Origin of the sequence: Kitasatospora sp. MY 5-36 (genome assembly GCF_001182915.1) — a bacterium.
Taxonomy (GTDB): Bacteria; Actinomycetota; Actinomycetes; order Streptomycetales; family Streptomycetaceae; genus Kitasatospora.
Genome location: NZ_LFVW01000268.1, coordinates 1 through 14,862 on the forward strand (window position 1 = coordinate 1; position 14,862 = coordinate 14,862).

The following is a 14,862-nucleotide window of genomic DNA, read 5'->3' on the forward strand; positions in this document are numbered from 1 at the left end:
CCGAGCCCGTCGGCCCAGGTCTCGGCGGCGGGGCGCCAGGCCTCCCGGACCTCGGCGGCGTCCGGCCCGGGCCGGCCGTGGAAGACCGGGCCCTGGGCTCCGCCGTCCCGCCGGGTGAGCAGGCCGTGCCGGGCGAGTGCGTCCAGCCAGCGGACGACCCGGGGGCGTTGGGCGGGGGTGACCATGGCGGCGGCGAGGACCTCGGCCTCGGGGTAGCCGCGGGCGGGGTCGGTGAGCACGCCGTTCTGCTGGAGGGTGTGCAGGAGGGCGGCGAGTACGGCCCGGTCGAGCTGGGCGCCGAAGTCGTGGACCTGCTCGGCGGTGACGCCGATGCCGTACTTCCAGGCGGCGGCCGAGGCGTTGGCGGCGTCGGCGCGCAGTCGGCGGTCGGCGGCCTCGGCGTTGCTGTCCGGGGCGCGGACGTGGGCGAGGACGGCGCCGAGCGCGTCGACGGCGGCGTACACGTCCTCCTGCCGGGGTTCGGGGCCGACGTGCAGGACCAGGCGCAGCGCGGCGAGGTCGTGGGCGGCGAGGCCGGGCTGTCCGCTGAGCCGCCAGAGCAGGGCGGAGGGCAGGCTGAGGTGGGTGGCCCGGGCGGTGGCGACGGCTTCGAGCTGCTGTTCGGGCCGCTGGTCGGGGTCGCCGCAGTGGACGGTGCCGCCGGCGAGCAGGGTGGCGAGGGCGAGGTCGACGGCGAGGTCGGTGACGGGGTGCAGCACGGTGTGCCGGATCGGGGGTGCGCCGAGGACGCCGGCCCAGTAGCGCAGCCGCTGTTCGGCGGCCCGGGCGGCGGAGGGCGGCAGGGCGGCGTGCTCGGCTATGCGGCGGGCGAGGGCCTGGGGGAGTCCGCCGGGCGGGGAGACGCCGAGCAGCAGGCCGATGCCGCTGATCGCGCGCCCGTCGGCGACGACGGCGGGTCGGTCGCCGAGTTCGCGCAGCGCGCTGACCAGGGCGGGAGTCGTGGGCACGGTGATCACTCCGGGGTGCGGGACAGAAACCGCACTACTGAACCATGGGGGCGGGGCAGTGAAGGGCGGAAGCAAGTCAAACTTCTGTAATGATTTTCATATCGGCTAGCCAAGCTCTCGACACGAAGTCGCCGCGAAGCGGTCGGAACTTCACATTCCGGAAGGTCCGCGCGATCCCTTGACAGGTGGTTCGGGTACTGGATCAATGGAGCGCAGGGGACTGACCGAACGATCGGTTGGTGATCTCGGTCCGGGCGTCCTCGATGCGGACGAACCTCGGCAGAGCAGCGAGATCGGCAAAGCAGCGAAATTGGCAGAGCAGCGAAGGAGCGACGATGACCGGCACCGCACCCGTCCCGCGCCGACACCTCGGGGAGCCGCTACCGCCCGAGCTCCTGGACGCCGGCGAGCGGATGGGTCCGGACGAGCTGCGCGCCCACCAGCTCACCCGGCTGCGGGCCACCCTGCGGCACGCGTACGACAACGTCGAGCTCTACCGCCGCAAGTTCGACGCGGCCGGCGTCCGCCCCGAGGAGTGCCGCACTCTGGACGACCTCGCCCGCTTTCCCTTCACCACCAAGGCCGACCTGCGCGAGGGCTACCCCTTCGGCATGTTCGCCGTCCCGATGGAGCGGGTCCGCCGGATCCACGCCTCCAGCGGCACCACCGGACTGCCGACCGTGGTCGGCTACACCGACGACGACCTCTCCATGTGGGCCGACGTGGTCGCCCGCTCGATCCGCGCGGCCGGCGGCCGGCCCGGCCACAAGGCGCACATCGCGTACGGCTACGGCCTGTTCACCGGCGGCCTGGGCGCGCACTACGGCGCCGAGCGGGCCGGCTGCACCGTCATCCCGGCCTCCGGCGGCATGACGGCCCGCCAGGTGCGGCTGATCCTGGACTTCGAGCCCGAGATCATCATGATCACCCCGTCCTACCTGCTGACCCTGCTCGACGAGTTCGAGCGGCAGGGCGTCGACCCGCGGAGCACCTCGCTGCGGATCGGCATCTTCGGGGCCGAGCCGTGGACGGAGGAGATGCGGCGCGAGATCGAGGAGCGGCTCGACCTGCACGCCGTCGACATCTACGGCCTCTCCGAGGTGGTCGGCCCGGGCATCGCCCAGGAGTGCGTGGAGACCAAGGACGGGCTGCACATCTGGGAGGACCACTTCTACCCGGAGGTCGTCGACCCGTTCACCGACGAGGTGCTGCCCGAGGGGGAGGGCGGCGAACTGGTCTTCACCTCGCTCACCAAGGAGGCGCTGCCGATCATCCGCTACCGCACCCGCGACCTCAGCCGGCTGCTGCCCGGCACCGCGCGGCCGGCGTTCCGGCGGATGGAGAAGGTCACCGGGCGCAGCGACGACATGATCATCCTGCGCGGGGTGAACGTCTTCCCGACCCAGATCGAGGAGATCCTGCTGCGCACCCCGGGCGTCGCGCCGCACTTCCAGCTGCGGCTCGGCCGGCAGGGGCGGCTGGACACCATGACCGTCCGGGTGGAGGCCCGGCCGGAGGCCCCCGCGGAGCAGCGGGAGGCGGCGCGGGCGGAGATCGTCCGGGCGGTGAAGGACGGGGTCGGGATCACCGTCGCGGCCGAGGTGGTGGACCCGTACACGCTGGAGCGCTCGGTCGGGAAGATCAAGCGGGTGGTGGACGAGCGGGGGTTGAGCGAGAGGGGGTGAATCCGGCGGTCGGGCACACGGGCGGGGGCGTCCCGCCGGGCGGGTGGCGGGGAGCACCCCCGCGCGGGCCCTATGCTGCGGACATGCCGAGTGAGCTGCGCACTCTCCGATCCGCTCTCCCGCCCGCCCTTCAGCCCGATCCCCAATCCGATCCTCGGACCGCCGAGGACCTCGCCTTCATCCGGCGGGAGACCGAGCTGAAGCCCGTCCCCTTCGTGCCCGAGATCAGCCTCCACATGGCCGAGGACGCCATCGCCCTGTGGGAGACCACCGAACGGGCGCGCGGGCGGGCCGGGCTGCCGCCGCCGTTCTGGGCCTTCGCCTGGGCGGGCGGGGTGGCGGTCGCCCGCTACGTGCTGGACCACCCCGAACTGGTCGACGGCCGTACGGTGTTGGACGTCGCGGCCGGCTCCGGGCTGGTCGGGGTGGCCGCCGCGCTGCGCGGGGCGACGGAGGTGCGCGCCGCCGAGATCGACGCCTACGCGGTGGCCGCGATCGGGCTGAACGCCGAGGCCAACGGGGTCCGGGTGGACGGCGCCCTGGTGGACCTGGTGGACGGCGACGGCGGGCCCGCCGAGGTGGTGCTCGCGGGCGACGTCTTCTACGAACGGGCCATGGCCGCCCGCTTCCTGCCATTCCTGGAGCGGGCCGTGGCGCGCGGCGCGACCGTCGTCGTCGGCGACCCGGGCCGGGCCTACCTGCCCCGGGACCGGTTCACCGCGGTGGCGGCGTACCAGGTGCCGGTGGTCGCGGACCTGGAGGACACCGCGGTCAAGACCACGACGGTGTGGCGGCTGGGCTGACCGCCCGAGGGCACCGGCATCACAGGCGACGGGCTGAAGCGGGTTCCCGGTCCGGACGGCGGGCCGGGGCGCGCCCGCCGTCCGGACGGCGGGCGAGCGCTGGCGGCCGGGTCCGGGGCGTGGTCGGCTGGGGCCGATGCGTGCGCGAACGGCATCGTCCGGCCGTGTCCGGCGTCGTTCGGCACCCTTCCGGCACCCTTGCTGGCGCGCTGCCGGACCCGCCCACCCGACAGGGGACCCACCATGACCATCACCGAGAACGGACTCAGGATCGCCTCGCCCCAGGCGATCGCCGACCTGCACGCCGGCCTGCCCGACTTCGAGCAGGCCCTCGCCTTCTACCACCAGCACCTGGCGCCGGACACCGCCGTCGACCTGTCCGTCGCGGAGAACGTCCTGCTCTACCACGACTCGATGCAGCGGGACGTCTTCGAGAAGATCCGGCTGATCCCCGAGCTGAACATCAAGTACATGGCCCCGGTCGGCATCCCGTGGCTGCGTCAGCAGGCGGCGGACCTGCTCACCCGGGCGTTCGGCCGCACGGTCGTGATGGAGGACGTCTTCGGCTGCGCCGGGGTCTCCTCCGCGCTGGAGTGCATCGCCTACGGGCTCATGCGGCGGCAGGGGACGGGCGGCGTGCCGCTCAAGCCCGGGGACGAGGTGCTGATCCCGGCGCCGTACTGGCAGGGCTTCAACTGGTCGTTCCAGGAACGGCCCAAGCTGAAGTGCGTCCCGGTGCACCTGCCCACCCACGGGGAGGACCGCTACCGGCTCACCCTGAACCTGATCGTGAACGCCTACGAGGCGCGGAAGGAGGCCGGGCACAACCCGCGGCTGCTCGTCCTCACCAATCCGCACAACCCACTGGGCGTCAACTACCCGAAGGAACTCCTCGACGAGATCTACGGCTGGGCGCTCGCGCACACCGACCTCCACATCATCTCCGACGAGATCTACTGCCACTCCCAACTCGACACCGGGACGACGCCGTTCACCAGCGCGGTGGCCCTGGACGCGTACCAGGAGCACGCCGACCGGGTCCACGTGGTCTGGGGCTTCGCCAAGGACTTCGGGCTGTCCGGCTTCCGCACGGGGTTCGTCGTCTCCAAGAACGAGGCCGTGCACCGCGCCATGCTCGGCAGTGACGACCCGGCCGAACAGACCCGCGCGCTGCCCTGGTTCACCCCGTTCGACTCGCTGAAGACCTACGTCATCGGGGAGCTGTTCAAGGCCACCGTCGACGGGGAGCCCTACCCGGTGTACGCGATGCGCGAGTACCGCACGCTGCTGAGCGCGAGCTTCCGCAGGACCAAGGACGCCCTGGACGCCGCCGGGATCGAGTACGTCCACCAGGACGGCGACAACGCCGCGATGTTCTTCTGGCTCGACCTCACCAGGTACCTCGGCAAGCGCGCGCCCGGCGAGCACGTGAACGGGCTGCCGGCCATCGGGCCGGACGGGCTCGACCCGAACGAGGAGTGGCTGTTCCGCTACCTCGCCGCCAAGCCCACCGAGGTCTCCCTGCTGCCCGGCGGGACCATGCACAACGCGGAGCCGGGCTTCTTCCGGCTCTGTTTCACCAGCCGGATGCCCGACGACGTCGAGGCCGCCGTGCGGCGGGTGGGCGTGGCGCTGCAGCAGCTGAAGTAGCCGGAGCGGCTCAAGCGGCTCAAGCCGCTCAAGCGACTCAAGCGGCCGTACGGCGAGCGGCACCGGGTGCGCCCCGGTGCCGCTCTTCCGCTGCTCAGCCGCGCAGCCGGGCCAGCCAGGCCTCGACCTCGTCGGAGCGGCGCGGGAGGTCGGCGGAGAGGGTCTCCTTGCCGTCCTCGGTGACCAGGATGTCGTCCTCGATCCGCACCCCGATGCCCCGGTACTCCTCCGGCACCGTCAGGTCGTTCTCCTGGAAGTAGATGCCCGGCTCGACGGTGAGCACCATGCCCGGCTCCAGCGGGCCGTCGACGTGCTCCTCGGTGCGGGAGTGGGCGCAGTCGTGGACGTCGATGCCCAGCATGTGGCCGGTGCCCGCCAGGGTGAAGCGGCGGTGCAGGCCCAGCTCGTACACCTTGTCGGCGCTCAGGTCGCCGAACAGGCCCCAGGCGGTGAGGTGTTCGGCGAGCTCGCGCTGGGCGGCGTGGTGGAAGTCGCGGAACCGCCCGCCCGGCCGGACGGCCGCGATGCCGGCCTCCTGGGCCGCGTACACGGCGTCGTAGACCTTGCGCTGGAGCTCGGTGAAGCGGCCGCTGACCGGGAGGGTGCGGGTGACGTCGGCGGTGTAGAGGTGGTTGGTCTCCACGCCGGCGTCGAGCAGCAGGAGGTCGCCGGGGCGGGCGTGGCCGTTGTTGCGCACCCAGTGCAGGGTGGTGGCGTGCGGGCCGGCCGCGGCGATGGTGCTGTAGCCCACGCTGTTGCCCTCGACCCGGGCGCGGACGAAGAAGGTGCCCTCGATCAGCCGCTCGGCGGTCTCCGAGTCGGTGCCGAGGACGCGGACCACGTCCTCGAAGCCGCGGGCGGTGGCGGCGCAGGCGAAGCGCAGCTCCTCGATCTCGAACGCGTCCTTGACCAGGCGCAGCCCGGACAGGAAGACCTCGAACTCCTCGTCCCGCTCGGCGGTGATCCGGTCCGCGAGGGCCTCCTCGACGCCCGCGTCGTGGCGGCGCAGCACGCGGGCCGGGCCGGTGGCGGCGCGCAGGTCCGTGCGGGCGTTGCGCACGTCCCGGCAGGGCAGGCCGAACAGCCGCTCGCTCTCGGTCAGGCTGTTGCGGCGGCCGTCCCACAGCTCGCCGTGGCCGTCCAGCCAGAACTCGCCGTTGTCGGTGCGGGAGCGGTCGCGCAGGTAGAGCACGGCCTCGTGGCCGCTGTCCCCGGTCGGGGCGAGCACCAGGACGCCGTCCTCGGACTGGTCGCCGGTCAGGTAGGCGTAGTCGGAGGAGGGGCGGAACGGGTAGTCGGTGTCGTTGGCCCGCACCTTGGGGTTGCCGGCCGGGACGACCAGCAGCTCGCCGGGAAAGGCGGCGGACAGCGCGGCGCGGCGGCGGGCGGTGTGCGCGGCCTGCGGGACGGGCTCCAGGGCGGTGCGCTCGGTGTCGGCCCAGCCCTGCTTCATGCTCTCCGCGAGCTCGTCCGTGACCCCGCGGGTCAGGCCGTTCTTCCGGTACTTGATGGTCTCGGCGGGCTCGGTGGTCTCGGCGGGCTCGGTCACTGCGGTCTCCTGGTGAGGGTGAGGGCAGCGGGGTGTTTCGCTACGCTGCCCCGTCCGTCGGTGTGCGTCCCGTACGGTATATCGAACACTGCCGCAAGAGAAGAGGCCCAGCGTGAACGACGCCGAGGAATCCGTCCGGGGCGTCCTCGCCGCCAACCTGAAGCGGGTGCGGGCCCAGCGCGGACTGTCGCTGTCCGAGCTGTCCCGGCGGGCCGGGGTCGGCAAGGCGACGCTCTCCCAGCTGGAGTCCGGGGCCGGCAACCCCACCCTGGAGACGGTGCTCGGGCTGTCCCGGGTGCTCGGCGTGCCGATCTCCGACCTGGTCGAGGCCCGGCCGGCCGGCGAGGTGACGGTGGTGCGGGCGGCCGAGACCGAGGTGCTCAGCGGGCGGGGCGTCGACCTGCGGCCGCTGCGCCGGATCGAGTCCGGGGACACCGTGTTCGAGCTCTACGACCAGCTGGTGCGCACCGGCGCCGCGCAGGAGTCCGGCGGCCACACCGGCACCGAGCACACCGTCGTCCAGGCCGGCCGGCTGGGGGTGCGGGTGGACGGCCGCGAGATCGAGTTGGGACCGGGCGACTACATCGGCTTCGACGCCGCGCTCCCGCACGCCTACACCGCGCTGGACGGCGAGCCGGTCCGCTCGGTGCTGGTGCTGCAGTACCGGGCCGAGCAGCACGGCCACCTCGCCGAGGCCTCGCCGGTCCGGCCGGCCGCGTGGGGGCTCTGGCACTGACGCTCCGGCGCTGGGGCTCCGGTATCGGACGGCCTGGCGGGCGGTTCGGTGGCCGGCTCGGCGGGCGGTTCGATGGACGGTCAGATCGTTCGGAATACCGAACGAGCGGGCGGGTGCGGCAGGATGATCATCATGACGGACGCACTCACCTGGCTCGCCGAACCCGAATCGATCGCCTACGGAGGTTACAGCGTCGTGCTCGCCCGCGGCCTGGAGCCGGAGGAGTTGGCGGCCCGGCTCGCCGAAGGGCTCCCGGAGCGCACGGCGCGGCCGCTCGACGAGCTCACCGCCGAGGACCTGGTGGAGGAGTACGAGCTGGAGTTCGCCGGCGGCATCGAGGACATCGCGCTGCACCACGGGCGCAGCGGCGACCTCGCCTTCGCGGTGGCGTACGGCTACTGGCAGGGGGAGCTGAGCGTCCGGCCGGAGGTCTCGCGCGGCGGCGCCGAGGTCTACCACCTGGAGTTCGAGGAGGAGAACGGCAAGCCGGTGCCGCCGTTCTTCAGCGCCCACCGGGACGGGCGGGAGATCTGCTCCCTCAACCTCCACCTGGACCCCTCCTGGGGCCCCGGCGACGTCCAGGGCGAGCCGGCCACCGCCGCCGCCCTGACGGCCGAGCTGGCCGCCGTCGGCCTGCCCGACCACGACCGCGCGGGCGACGACCTCCACCGCACCTGCCTGGAGGTGCTCGGCCGCCACTTCGGCCTCACCCTGCCGCGCGACCTGGTGCGGGAGGCCGAGCTCCCGGCCCTCCTGCTGGAGACCGACTGACGGGGGCGGCCGGCCGAGGCTCCGGTCGGCGCGCCCCCTGCCCTGACCCTGATCCCCCCGGCGGCCGCCGAGGAGGCGGCGCGCCGGGCGGGGTGGGGTGCGGGGTCAGAGCCGCTTGTCAGCCGAGCGTCCGCGACCGGGAGCGGGTCCGCCGGGCCTTGTCATCGGTGCGCTTGAAGGAGCGTGACATCGCTGATCAACTCCCCTCTCCGACGGGTGGCTTGGCGGGCTCCCGTGCTCACCGGGGTGCCTGACGCCGATTCTGCGCGAGGTCGGTGGGCGAGGAGAATCCCAGAAATCTGGGACATGTCCGTGCCACCCTTCGCCGTGAAGGCCCGTTCGGGCGCGAGGGCGGTCGGCGTGCACTCCGAGGTGTGCGGCCCGAAGCCCGAGCCGGGGCGAGCCGGCCCGAACCGGGCCGAGCCGGGCCCCGGGTGCGTCAACCCGCCGTGCGGATGTCCGCCCTGGGGCGCGAACTGCGCGGGAACGGCCCGTGAATTGTTCCCCGGTCGGGTGACGGTGCGGCCGGTCGGTGGGGCCCTGCGGGCATCATGGGCCGCGACACGGGACGTCGCGGAACAGGGAGTCGACCGATGGGTAGGCCGATGGCGGAGTTCGGTTGCGCGAAGTGCTACGGCGAGGACGAACGGGCGGTGTGGGGGCGGCAGCGGGAGGGCTTCGAGCACGAGGCGGAAGTGGTGGACGGCTCGCGCTTCGCCGTCAACCTGCGGCGCTGCCTGGGGTGTTCGCAGCGGTTCGTGTGGATCTTCACCGAGGTCGTCGACTGGATGGGCGGGGACGACGCCCAGTACGTGACGATCATGCCGGTGACGGCAGAGGAGGCCACCGGCCTGAGGAGCGGCACCCTGCGCCCCCACGCCCTCGGCGCCCTCGGCCGCGACCGCCGCCACCTGAACCACGACTGGCCCACCGGCGGCCCGGCCCGGTTGCACTGGCGCTCCGGCCGCTTCCTCGTCGCCGGGGCCCGCTGAGCAGTGGTGCCGCCGCCCTGCCGAAGCGGCAGGGCGGCGAGGGAGTCAGACGCTCCCGAACTCGCCGGACTTGACGCCCGCGATGAAGGACTGCCAGGCGTCCGTACCGAAGGCGAGCTGCGGGCCGTCGGGGTCCTTGCTGTCGCGGACGGGGAGGACGCCCGGGAGGCCGGGGGCGACCTCGATGCACTGGCCGCCGCCGTCGCTGTACGAGGACTTCAACCAGGAGGCGGGCTTGACCGTCGCGATGGGGAACATGGCTTGGATCTCCTTGAGGCGGGTGCGGATGAGCGCCAGCGAGTCCGCACATGAGAGGGCTTGGGCCTGGAGCCAATCGTAAACCCTTGACAGGGAACGGATCTTGTCCTCGTCGTCCCGCTCGACGTAGCCCCGTTGGATGGTTTCGAGGTAGGCCATCCAGTCCCCGTCCGGGGAGGTCAGGAGCGTGAACGGCTTGCTCGAGGGGAGGTTCTCGCCCAGGCTGGACGGCGCGATCTGCAGCATGACGTGGGGAAGGCCGGCGACGCTCTCCAATCGACGGAGCTGCTCGGCCATGACGAAGGGGCCGCCGACGGGCCGCAGGCAGCTCTCCTCCATGATGATGTGGACGGAGGGGGCGGGGTCCCGGTACAGCAGGGCCTGCCGCGCCATCCGGACATTCAGGCGCTCGATGGCCTTCTCCTCGGGGATGTCGCCCCGCCGGGCCGCGGCGTAGATGAGCGCGGAGGCGTAGGCCCGCGTCTGGAGCAACCCGGGGATGACGTTCATCTCGTAGATCTTGAGGGCGGTGGCCTTGCGCTCGTGCTCGATGTAGGCGAGGAACCCGCCGATCAAGGCGCTGCTCTTGGCCGTCCAGTACAGGAGTTCAAGCGCCTGGCAGGGGTCGAGTTCCTTGTCGCACCGCCGAACGAGGGGCAGCGGCGCGGGGCGGTCGCCGTTCTCGATCATGGAGATGAGTGAATCGCTGTAGTTGGTCCGCCGCCCGAGCTGGACCTGCGTGAGCCCCCTGGCCTTGCGGAAGCGCCGGAGCTGAACGCCGATGGCCGCGTCCGGCGACGAGGTGGGGTCTACTTCCCGATGGGGCATGGTGATTACCCGATTCCACAGTGCTCGCTGTCAAAGTGAAGCTCTTCCGATGCTAGCCGTGATTGGCCACTCTTGGTGAGGGGATAGCAACAGAGAGGAACTAATCGGTGGATATGACGAACAGTCAATGCGGCGAAAGCCTCGTCCTGCGGCGGAACTTCCCGCCGTGCCGATGCGCGCAGTGCGGCGACGCCATCCCCGAGGCGCGGATGAACGCCTCCGCCATGACCCCGGCGGCGCCGCCCGTGCGACGGGTGGCGCCGCCGACCACCCCCTACCGGCCCTCGACCGTCGGCGAGCGGGTCTTCGACGTCCGCTCGGGCCGCTGGGCCGCCTTCATGGGGTGGCAGCACGGCCGCGCCTACCTCCGGCCGCTCGGCGGCGGCATCGAGTGGGACACCGAAGCGCGCTGGCTCACCGACACCGAACAGTGAGATGCCCCATGAGCAGCATGATCGACAAGATCACGGCGGAGGACCGTCGCGCCGCGGCCGACGTCCTCGACGACCTCCAGGCCGTCCTGAACGCCGCCGACGTGAAACTCCCGTCCCTCGGCATCGACTGGCGCTCGGCCAAGGCCACCGGCGTCATCCTGATCGACCTCGGGGCCGCCCGGCCGGACGTCATCGAGCGGCTGGTCGTCGTTCTCCGCAGAGGTATGCGGCCGTAGCCGGAGCCGGCGTCATCACCGCCGGAAGCCTCGTGTTCGCGGCATCGGTCCTCCTGCTGATTCCCGAGCGCGTGCCTCCGGTGGCGAGCGCCCTGGTGTTCGTCCTCGTCTTCCTCGCCGCCTCGACGGGCGCGTTCATGCTCGTGGCGGGCTGGATGAGAGTACGTGCATAGCAGCGCGGGCTTCGAGTCGTCTCGAAGCCCGCGCCGAATTCCCTGTCCCTCAGGTGCCGTTGAGGGCGTAGCTGCGGAACGTGGCGAGCAGGGGCAGGACTTCGGTCTTGCTCGGGTCCTCGGTGACGGCCCGCATCGCGTCGATCACCGTGTGGGCGATGATCTTGATGACGGGGAGGTCCTCCGCCGGCGCCAGGGTGCCCCAGGCCTTGAGGGTCTGGGTGAGCAGGGCGCTCATCCGGGCACCGATGTTGGAACTGACGGCGTCGGAGATCTCCGCGATCTCCTCGTCGCTCATGGTGGCGCGCAGCCCGAACGCGAGCGCCATCAGGGTGTCCATGGCGTGCTCGCCGTACGCGGCGACCAGCGCCGGGAGCGGCCGTTCACCGGGCCCGCTCGCCGCCAGGGCGGTCAGTGCCTCGTCGTCGTCCTTGAACGCCGCCTCCAGGGCGGCCAAGGCCCGCAGGGCCTCGTCTGCGGTGAGCCCGTCTGTCATGGAAGGAACGGTATTGAGCCATCCCGGCTTCCGACAGTGGCGGAAGCCGGGATCACCCCTTCGAGCGAAGCGGGCCCCATTCGGGCCGGTACGCGCCCTCGAAGTGCTCCGCATCCCAGCCGCCGCCCAACCCGGGGCCGGCGAGGCGTACGCGAGAGCGGCGAAGTCCTCGGCGAGGCACGGCCGTTCCGCCAGAATGATCGACATGACGATCCGTGGAGTGCTGTTCGATGTCGATGGAACCCTGTACGACTACGAGAAGGCCGAGGAGTTCGGTCTTCACGAACACCTGGTGGCCGAAGAGCTCTCCGACCGGTTCGAGTCGCCGGCGGAGGCGCTGCGTGTGTGGCGGGAAGTCAGGGAGGAGGAGTACCCGCGCTTCCTGAGCGGCGAGTTGACGTTCGCCGCCCAGAAGGCCGCACGAATACGGCGATTCCTCGCCCAGGCCGGGGTGGTCGGCGCACTTGAGGTGACGGACGAGGCGGCTACGGCGTGGTTCGCGAGCTACGCGGTACGGAGGGACGCGGTCCGGCGGGCGTTCGACGATGCTCAACCGACGCTGGGCGCGTTGGCGGGTCGATTCCGACTCGGCGTCGTATCGAACTCGGTGACCGCGCACCAGCGCGCGAAGCTGGAAGCGATCGGGCTGCTCGGCTACTTCACGGAGCCGTTGGTCTGCTCCCAGGAGCACGGTGCCGCCAAGCCGGCGGCGAGCATCTTCCTGGCGGGCTGCCAGGCCCTGGGATTGGCGCCCGCCGAGGTGGCCTACGTGGGTGACGACTACGAGAAGGACGCGGTCGGAGCGCGGGACGCAGGGTTGCGGGCCATCTGGCTGGACCGCTCGGTTTCCCGAGGGCCCGGTGCCGTGGGCGCAGGTATCCGGGTGATCGCCTCGTTGACGGAACTGACGGGTTTGTGATCGGGCAGGTGGCGCACTGGAGCGGCACTGGACCGACAGCCGTACCGCGGGAGGTTCCGGGATCGGCTTCGCGCCCTCGACGAGGCCCGGCCTAGTCGGGCCGGTGGGCGTGCGCGAACTGCTCCGCGTTCCAGGTGCCGCCGAGTGCGGGGGCGAGTGCGGTGACGGCGAGGGCGGCGAAGTCCTCGGCGTGGCCCGCCCGTTCCGGGAGGGCGCCGAGGAGGGGGGCGCCGGCGGAGCGGGGGAGGTCGGCGAGGTTGCAGCGCTCGGCGAGGCCGGGTTCGGCGGGCCAGGAGCCGACGAGCACGCCCGCGAGGGGGAGTTCGCGGGCCGCCAGGGCCTCCGCCGTCAGGGAGACGATGTTGAGCGTGCCGAGACCGGCGGAGGCGATCAGCAGCACCTCGGCCGGGAGCCCGGCGTCGAGTACCGCCCGGGCCTGGTCGGCGAGCGTGCGGCCCTCGTCGTCGTAGCGGACCAGCAGTCCGCCCGCGCCCTCCACCAGTACCAGGTCGTGGGTGGCGGCGAGTTCGGCGACCTCGGTCACCACCTCGGCGGGGGAGAGGTACGGCATCCCGGCCCGTCGGGCGGCGGTGTCGGGTGCCAGCGGCTCGGGGTAGCGCACCAGTTCACGGATCGTCAGTTCGCCTGCCAGGCGTCGGACTTCGGCCGCGTCCCCGGGCTCCTCCGGCGAGACGCCGGTCTGCCCCGGCTTGAGCACCGCGACCTTCCGCCCGGCCCGCAGCGCCGCCGAGGCGACGGCCGCGGTGGCGACGGTCTTGCCGACGTCGGTGTTGGTCCCCGTCACGAACAGGATGCGCGCGTTCATCCGGACACCGCCGCGGCGGTCACGGCGGCGGCGATGCGTGCCACGTCCTCGTCCTCCGTCACATAGGGGGGCATGGTGTAGATCAGGTCCCGGAAGGGCCGCAGCCACACGCCTTCGCGCGCCGCCGCCTCGGTCGCCGCCGGGACGTTCACGGGGTGGTCCAACTGCACGACGCCGATGGCCCCCTGGACCCGTACGTCCCGTACGCCCGGCAGTCCGGCCGCGGCCGCGAGGCCCTCGGCCAGTCCGGACTCGATGCGCTTGACCTCCACCGACCAGTTCTGCCCGAGCAGCAGCTCCAGCGAGGCGTTGGCGACGGCGCAGGCCAGCGGGTTGCCCATGAACGTCGGCCCGTGGGCGAGCACCGGCACCTCGCCGCGGCTGATCCCGTCGGCGACCTCGCTCGTGCACAGTGTGGCGGCCAGCGTCAGGTAGCCGCCGGTCAGCGCCTTGCCCAGGCACATCACGTCCGGCGAGACGCCCGCGTGGTCGGCGGCGAACAGCGCGCCGCTGCGCCCGAAGCCGGTGGCGATCTCGTCGAAGACGAGCAGCACCCCGTACCGGTCGCACAGGTCGCGCAGCATCCGCAGGTAGGCCGGCGAGTGGAAGCGCATCCCGCCGGCGCCCTGGACCACCGGCTCGACGATGACGGCGGCCAGCTCGTCGGCGTGCCGGGCCATCAGCTCCTCGAACCGCGCCGCGTACGCCGGGTCGAGCGGGGCGTCGAACCCGGCCGGCGGCTCGGGGGCGAACAGCTGGCCGGGCAGCACCCCGCCCCACAGGTGGTGCATCCCGCCGTCCGGGTCGCACACCGACATCGGGTGGAAGGTGTCCCCGTGGTAGCCGCCGCGCCAGGTGAGCAGCCGGCGCTTGGCCGGCCGCCCGGTGGACTGCCAGTACTGGAGGCACATCTTCATCGCGACCTCGACGGCCACCGAGCCCGAGTCGGCGAGGAAGACGTGCCGCAGCGGCTCCGGGGTGATCTCCACCAGCGTGGCCGCCAGCCGGACGGCGGGCTCGTGGGTGAGCCCGCCGAACATCACGTGGCTCATCCGCCCCAGCTGGTCGCGCACGGCCTCGTCCAGCACCGGGTGCCGGTAGCCGTGGATCGCCGCCCACCAGGACGACATCCCGTCGACCAGCTCGCGCCGCCCGCCCGCGACCGGTTCGGCCAGGCGCAGCCGCACCCCGGAGGCGGACTCGACCACGTACGGGGTGACGGTCCCGGGCATCGGCCCGTACGGGTGCCAGACGTGGGCGCGGTCGAGGGCGAGCAGCGTGTCGGTGGACGGCTGGGGCATGGTGGTGCGGTTCTCCCGTGGGGTTCAGGCGTCAGGCGTCAGGCGTTGGGCGCGAGTTCGGTGCCGGCGCCGCGGCGGCGGACCTTCACCAGGTCGCTGCGGAGCTCGTCGTCCGGGGCCTCCGCGGCTTCTGCGGTCTCCGCGGCCTCTGCGGACGACGAGGAGGGGGCGTGGGCGTGCCCGCCGCACGGCCCGCAGCCGCCGCCGCTGCCGCACGCGGAGGCCGCGCTGCCGCAG

Annotated in this window: 16 protein-coding genes and 1 pseudogene; 10 read left to right on the forward strand and 7 right to left on the reverse strand. The window is 72.6% G+C overall.

All coding sequences use genetic code 11. The features are described from left to right. Nucleotides 1-968, reverse strand: a 968-nt coding sequence (locus AE652_RS18850; protein ID WP_199823109.1) for a hypothetical protein, incomplete at its 3' end; no start/stop codon positions are given. Nucleotides 969-1,303: 335 nt separating this feature from the next. Between AE652_RS18850 and paaK the strand changes: the two genes are divergently transcribed. The 3 genes from paaK (at nucleotide 1,304) to AE652_RS18865 (ending at nucleotide 5,106) form a co-directional block, all read left to right on the forward strand. Further along, entirely contained in the window at nucleotides 1,304-2,653 is a 1,350-nt protein-coding gene (gene paaK, locus AE652_RS18855; RefSeq protein ID WP_049652999.1) for a phenylacetate--CoA ligase PaaK, read from the forward strand. A gap of 83 nt (nucleotides 2,654-2,736) precedes the next feature. After that, nucleotides 2,737-3,456, forward strand: a complete 720-nt coding sequence (locus AE652_RS18860; protein WP_107086481.1) for a methyltransferase — start codon at nucleotides 2,737-2,739, stop codon at nucleotides 3,454-3,456. A 243-nt stretch (nucleotides 3,457-3,699) separates the two neighbouring features. After that, a complete protein-coding gene (locus AE652_RS18865) occupies nucleotides 3,700-5,106 on the forward strand; it encodes a pyridoxal phosphate-dependent aminotransferase (RefSeq protein WP_049653001.1) in 1,407 nt (468 codons plus the stop codon). A 94-nt stretch (nucleotides 5,107-5,200) separates the two neighbouring features. Here AE652_RS18865 and AE652_RS18870 read toward each other — a convergent pair whose 3' ends face one another. Continuing rightward, a complete protein-coding gene (locus AE652_RS18870; RefSeq protein ID WP_049653003.1) occupies nucleotides 5,201-6,655 on the reverse strand; it encodes an aminopeptidase P family protein in 1,455 nt (484 codons plus the stop codon). A gap of 112 nt (nucleotides 6,656-6,767) precedes the next feature. Here AE652_RS18870 and AE652_RS18875 point away from each other — a divergent pair, with 112 nt between their 5' ends. The 3 genes from AE652_RS18875 to AE652_RS18885 all read left to right on the forward strand — a co-directional run bounded on the left by AE652_RS18875 (nucleotide 6,768) and on the right by AE652_RS18885 (nucleotide 9,154). Further along, nucleotides 6,768-7,391, forward strand: a complete 624-nt coding sequence (locus tag AE652_RS18875) for a helix-turn-helix domain-containing protein (RefSeq protein ID WP_049653005.1) — start codon at nucleotides 6,768-6,770, stop codon at nucleotides 7,389-7,391. Between the two features lie 132 nt (nucleotides 7,392-7,523). Next, nucleotides 7,524-8,162, forward strand: a complete 639-nt coding sequence (locus tag AE652_RS18880) for a hypothetical protein (protein ID WP_159028482.1) — start codon at nucleotides 7,524-7,526, stop codon at nucleotides 8,160-8,162. A gap of 593 nt (nucleotides 8,163-8,755) precedes the next feature. Beyond that, on the forward strand, nucleotides 8,756-9,154 hold the full coding sequence (locus AE652_RS18885; RefSeq protein ID WP_143204603.1) for a hypothetical protein: 399 nt from the start codon (nucleotides 8,756-8,758) through the stop codon (nucleotides 9,152-9,154). Between the two features lie 45 nt (nucleotides 9,155-9,199). On the opposite strand, the gene AE652_RS18890 is transcribed toward AE652_RS18885, so the two are convergent. Continuing rightward, entirely contained in the window at nucleotides 9,200-10,240 is a 1,041-nt protein-coding gene (locus tag AE652_RS18890) for a Scr1 family TA system antitoxin-like transcriptional regulator (RefSeq protein WP_049653011.1), read from the reverse strand. 113 nt (nucleotides 10,241-10,353) lie between these two features. Here AE652_RS18890 and AE652_RS18895 point away from each other — a divergent pair, with 113 nt between their 5' ends. Genes AE652_RS18895 through AE652_RS46435 form a run of 3 tightly spaced genes read left to right on the forward strand, consistent with a single transcriptional unit; the run spans nucleotide 10,354 to nucleotide 11,083 of the window. Continuing rightward, the gene (locus AE652_RS18895; protein ID WP_234348436.1) at nucleotides 10,354-10,674 is read left to right on the forward strand and encodes a hypothetical protein; all 321 of its coding nucleotides are present in this window, start codon (nucleotides 10,354-10,356) and stop codon (nucleotides 10,672-10,674) included. An 8-nt stretch (nucleotides 10,675-10,682) separates the two neighbouring features. Then, nucleotides 10,683-10,910, forward strand: a complete 228-nt coding sequence (locus tag AE652_RS18900) for a hypothetical protein (RefSeq protein ID WP_049653014.1) — start codon at nucleotides 10,683-10,685, stop codon at nucleotides 10,908-10,910. Nucleotides 10,911-10,942: 32 nt separating this feature from the next. Further along, the gene (locus AE652_RS46435; RefSeq protein WP_159028483.1) at nucleotides 10,943-11,083 is read left to right on the forward strand and encodes a hypothetical protein; all 141 of its coding nucleotides are present in this window, start codon (nucleotides 10,943-10,945) and stop codon (nucleotides 11,081-11,083) included. A 49-nt stretch (nucleotides 11,084-11,132) separates the two neighbouring features. On the opposite strand, the gene AE652_RS18905 is transcribed toward AE652_RS46435, so the two are convergent. Beyond that, entirely contained in the window at nucleotides 11,133-11,579 is a 447-nt protein-coding gene (locus AE652_RS18905) for a hypothetical protein (protein WP_049653015.1), read from the reverse strand. Between the two features lie 196 nt (nucleotides 11,580-11,775). Between AE652_RS18905 and AE652_RS18910 the strand changes: the two genes are divergently transcribed. After that, complete coding sequence (locus AE652_RS18910; protein ID WP_234348437.1) at nucleotides 11,776-12,498, forward strand: HAD family hydrolase; 723 nt, start codon at nucleotides 11,776-11,778, stop codon at nucleotides 12,496-12,498. 91 nt (nucleotides 12,499-12,589) lie between these two features. Here AE652_RS18910 and bioD read toward each other — a convergent pair whose 3' ends face one another. The 3 genes and pseudogenes from bioD to AE652_RS18925 form a co-directional block, all read right to left on the reverse strand. After that, nucleotides 12,590-13,324, reverse strand: coding sequence for a dethiobiotin synthase (gene bioD, locus AE652_RS18915; protein ID WP_049653017.1), 735 nt, complete (start codon nucleotides 13,322-13,324; stop codon nucleotides 12,590-12,592). Continuing rightward, a complete protein-coding gene (locus AE652_RS18920; RefSeq protein WP_049653019.1) occupies nucleotides 13,321-14,625 on the reverse strand; it encodes an adenosylmethionine--8-amino-7-oxononanoate transaminase in 1,305 nt (434 codons plus the stop codon). The genes bioD and AE652_RS18920 overlap by 4 nt, the downstream gene beginning before the upstream one ends. Nucleotides 14,626-14,663: 38 nt before the next feature. Next, nucleotides 14,664-14,862 (reverse strand): annotated as a pseudogene (locus AE652_RS18925) (biotin synthase BioB); the annotation flags it as partial.

Coding starts and splice junctions, on each gene's coding strand:
- AE652_RS18890 (WP_049653011.1), bottom strand. CDS start 10,240: ATGCCCCATCGGGAAGTAGACCCCACCTCGTCGCCGGACGCGGCCATC.
- paaK (WP_049652999.1), top strand. CDS start 1,304: ATGACCGGCACCGCACCCGTCCCGCGCCGACACCTCGGGGAGCCGCTA.
- AE652_RS18860 (WP_107086481.1), top strand. CDS start 2,737: ATGCCGAGTGAGCTGCGCACTCTCCGATCCGCTCTCCCGCCCGCCCTT.
- bioD (WP_049653017.1), bottom strand. CDS start 13,324: ATGAACGCGCGCATCCTGTTCGTGACGGGGACCAACACCGACGTCGGC.
- AE652_RS18910 (WP_234348437.1), top strand. CDS start 11,776: ATGATCGACATGACGATCCGTGGAGTGCTGTTCGATGTCGATGGAACC.
- AE652_RS18880 (WP_159028482.1), top strand. CDS start 7,524: ATGACGGACGCACTCACCTGGCTCGCCGAACCCGAATCGATCGCCTAC.
- AE652_RS18900 (WP_049653014.1), top strand. CDS start 10,683: ATGAGCAGCATGATCGACAAGATCACGGCGGAGGACCGTCGCGCCGCG.
- AE652_RS18905 (WP_049653015.1), bottom strand. CDS start 11,579: ATGACAGACGGGCTCACCGCAGACGAGGCCCTGCGGGCCTTGGCCGCC.
- AE652_RS18865 (WP_049653001.1), top strand. CDS start 3,700: ATGACCATCACCGAGAACGGACTCAGGATCGCCTCGCCCCAGGCGATC.
- AE652_RS18920 (WP_049653019.1), bottom strand. CDS start 14,625: ATGCCCCAGCCGTCCACCGACACGCTGCTCGCCCTCGACCGCGCCCAC.
- AE652_RS18885 (WP_143204603.1), top strand. CDS start 8,756: ATGGGTAGGCCGATGGCGGAGTTCGGTTGCGCGAAGTGCTACGGCGAG.
- AE652_RS18895 (WP_234348436.1), top strand. CDS start 10,354: ATGACGAACAGTCAATGCGGCGAAAGCCTCGTCCTGCGGCGGAACTTC.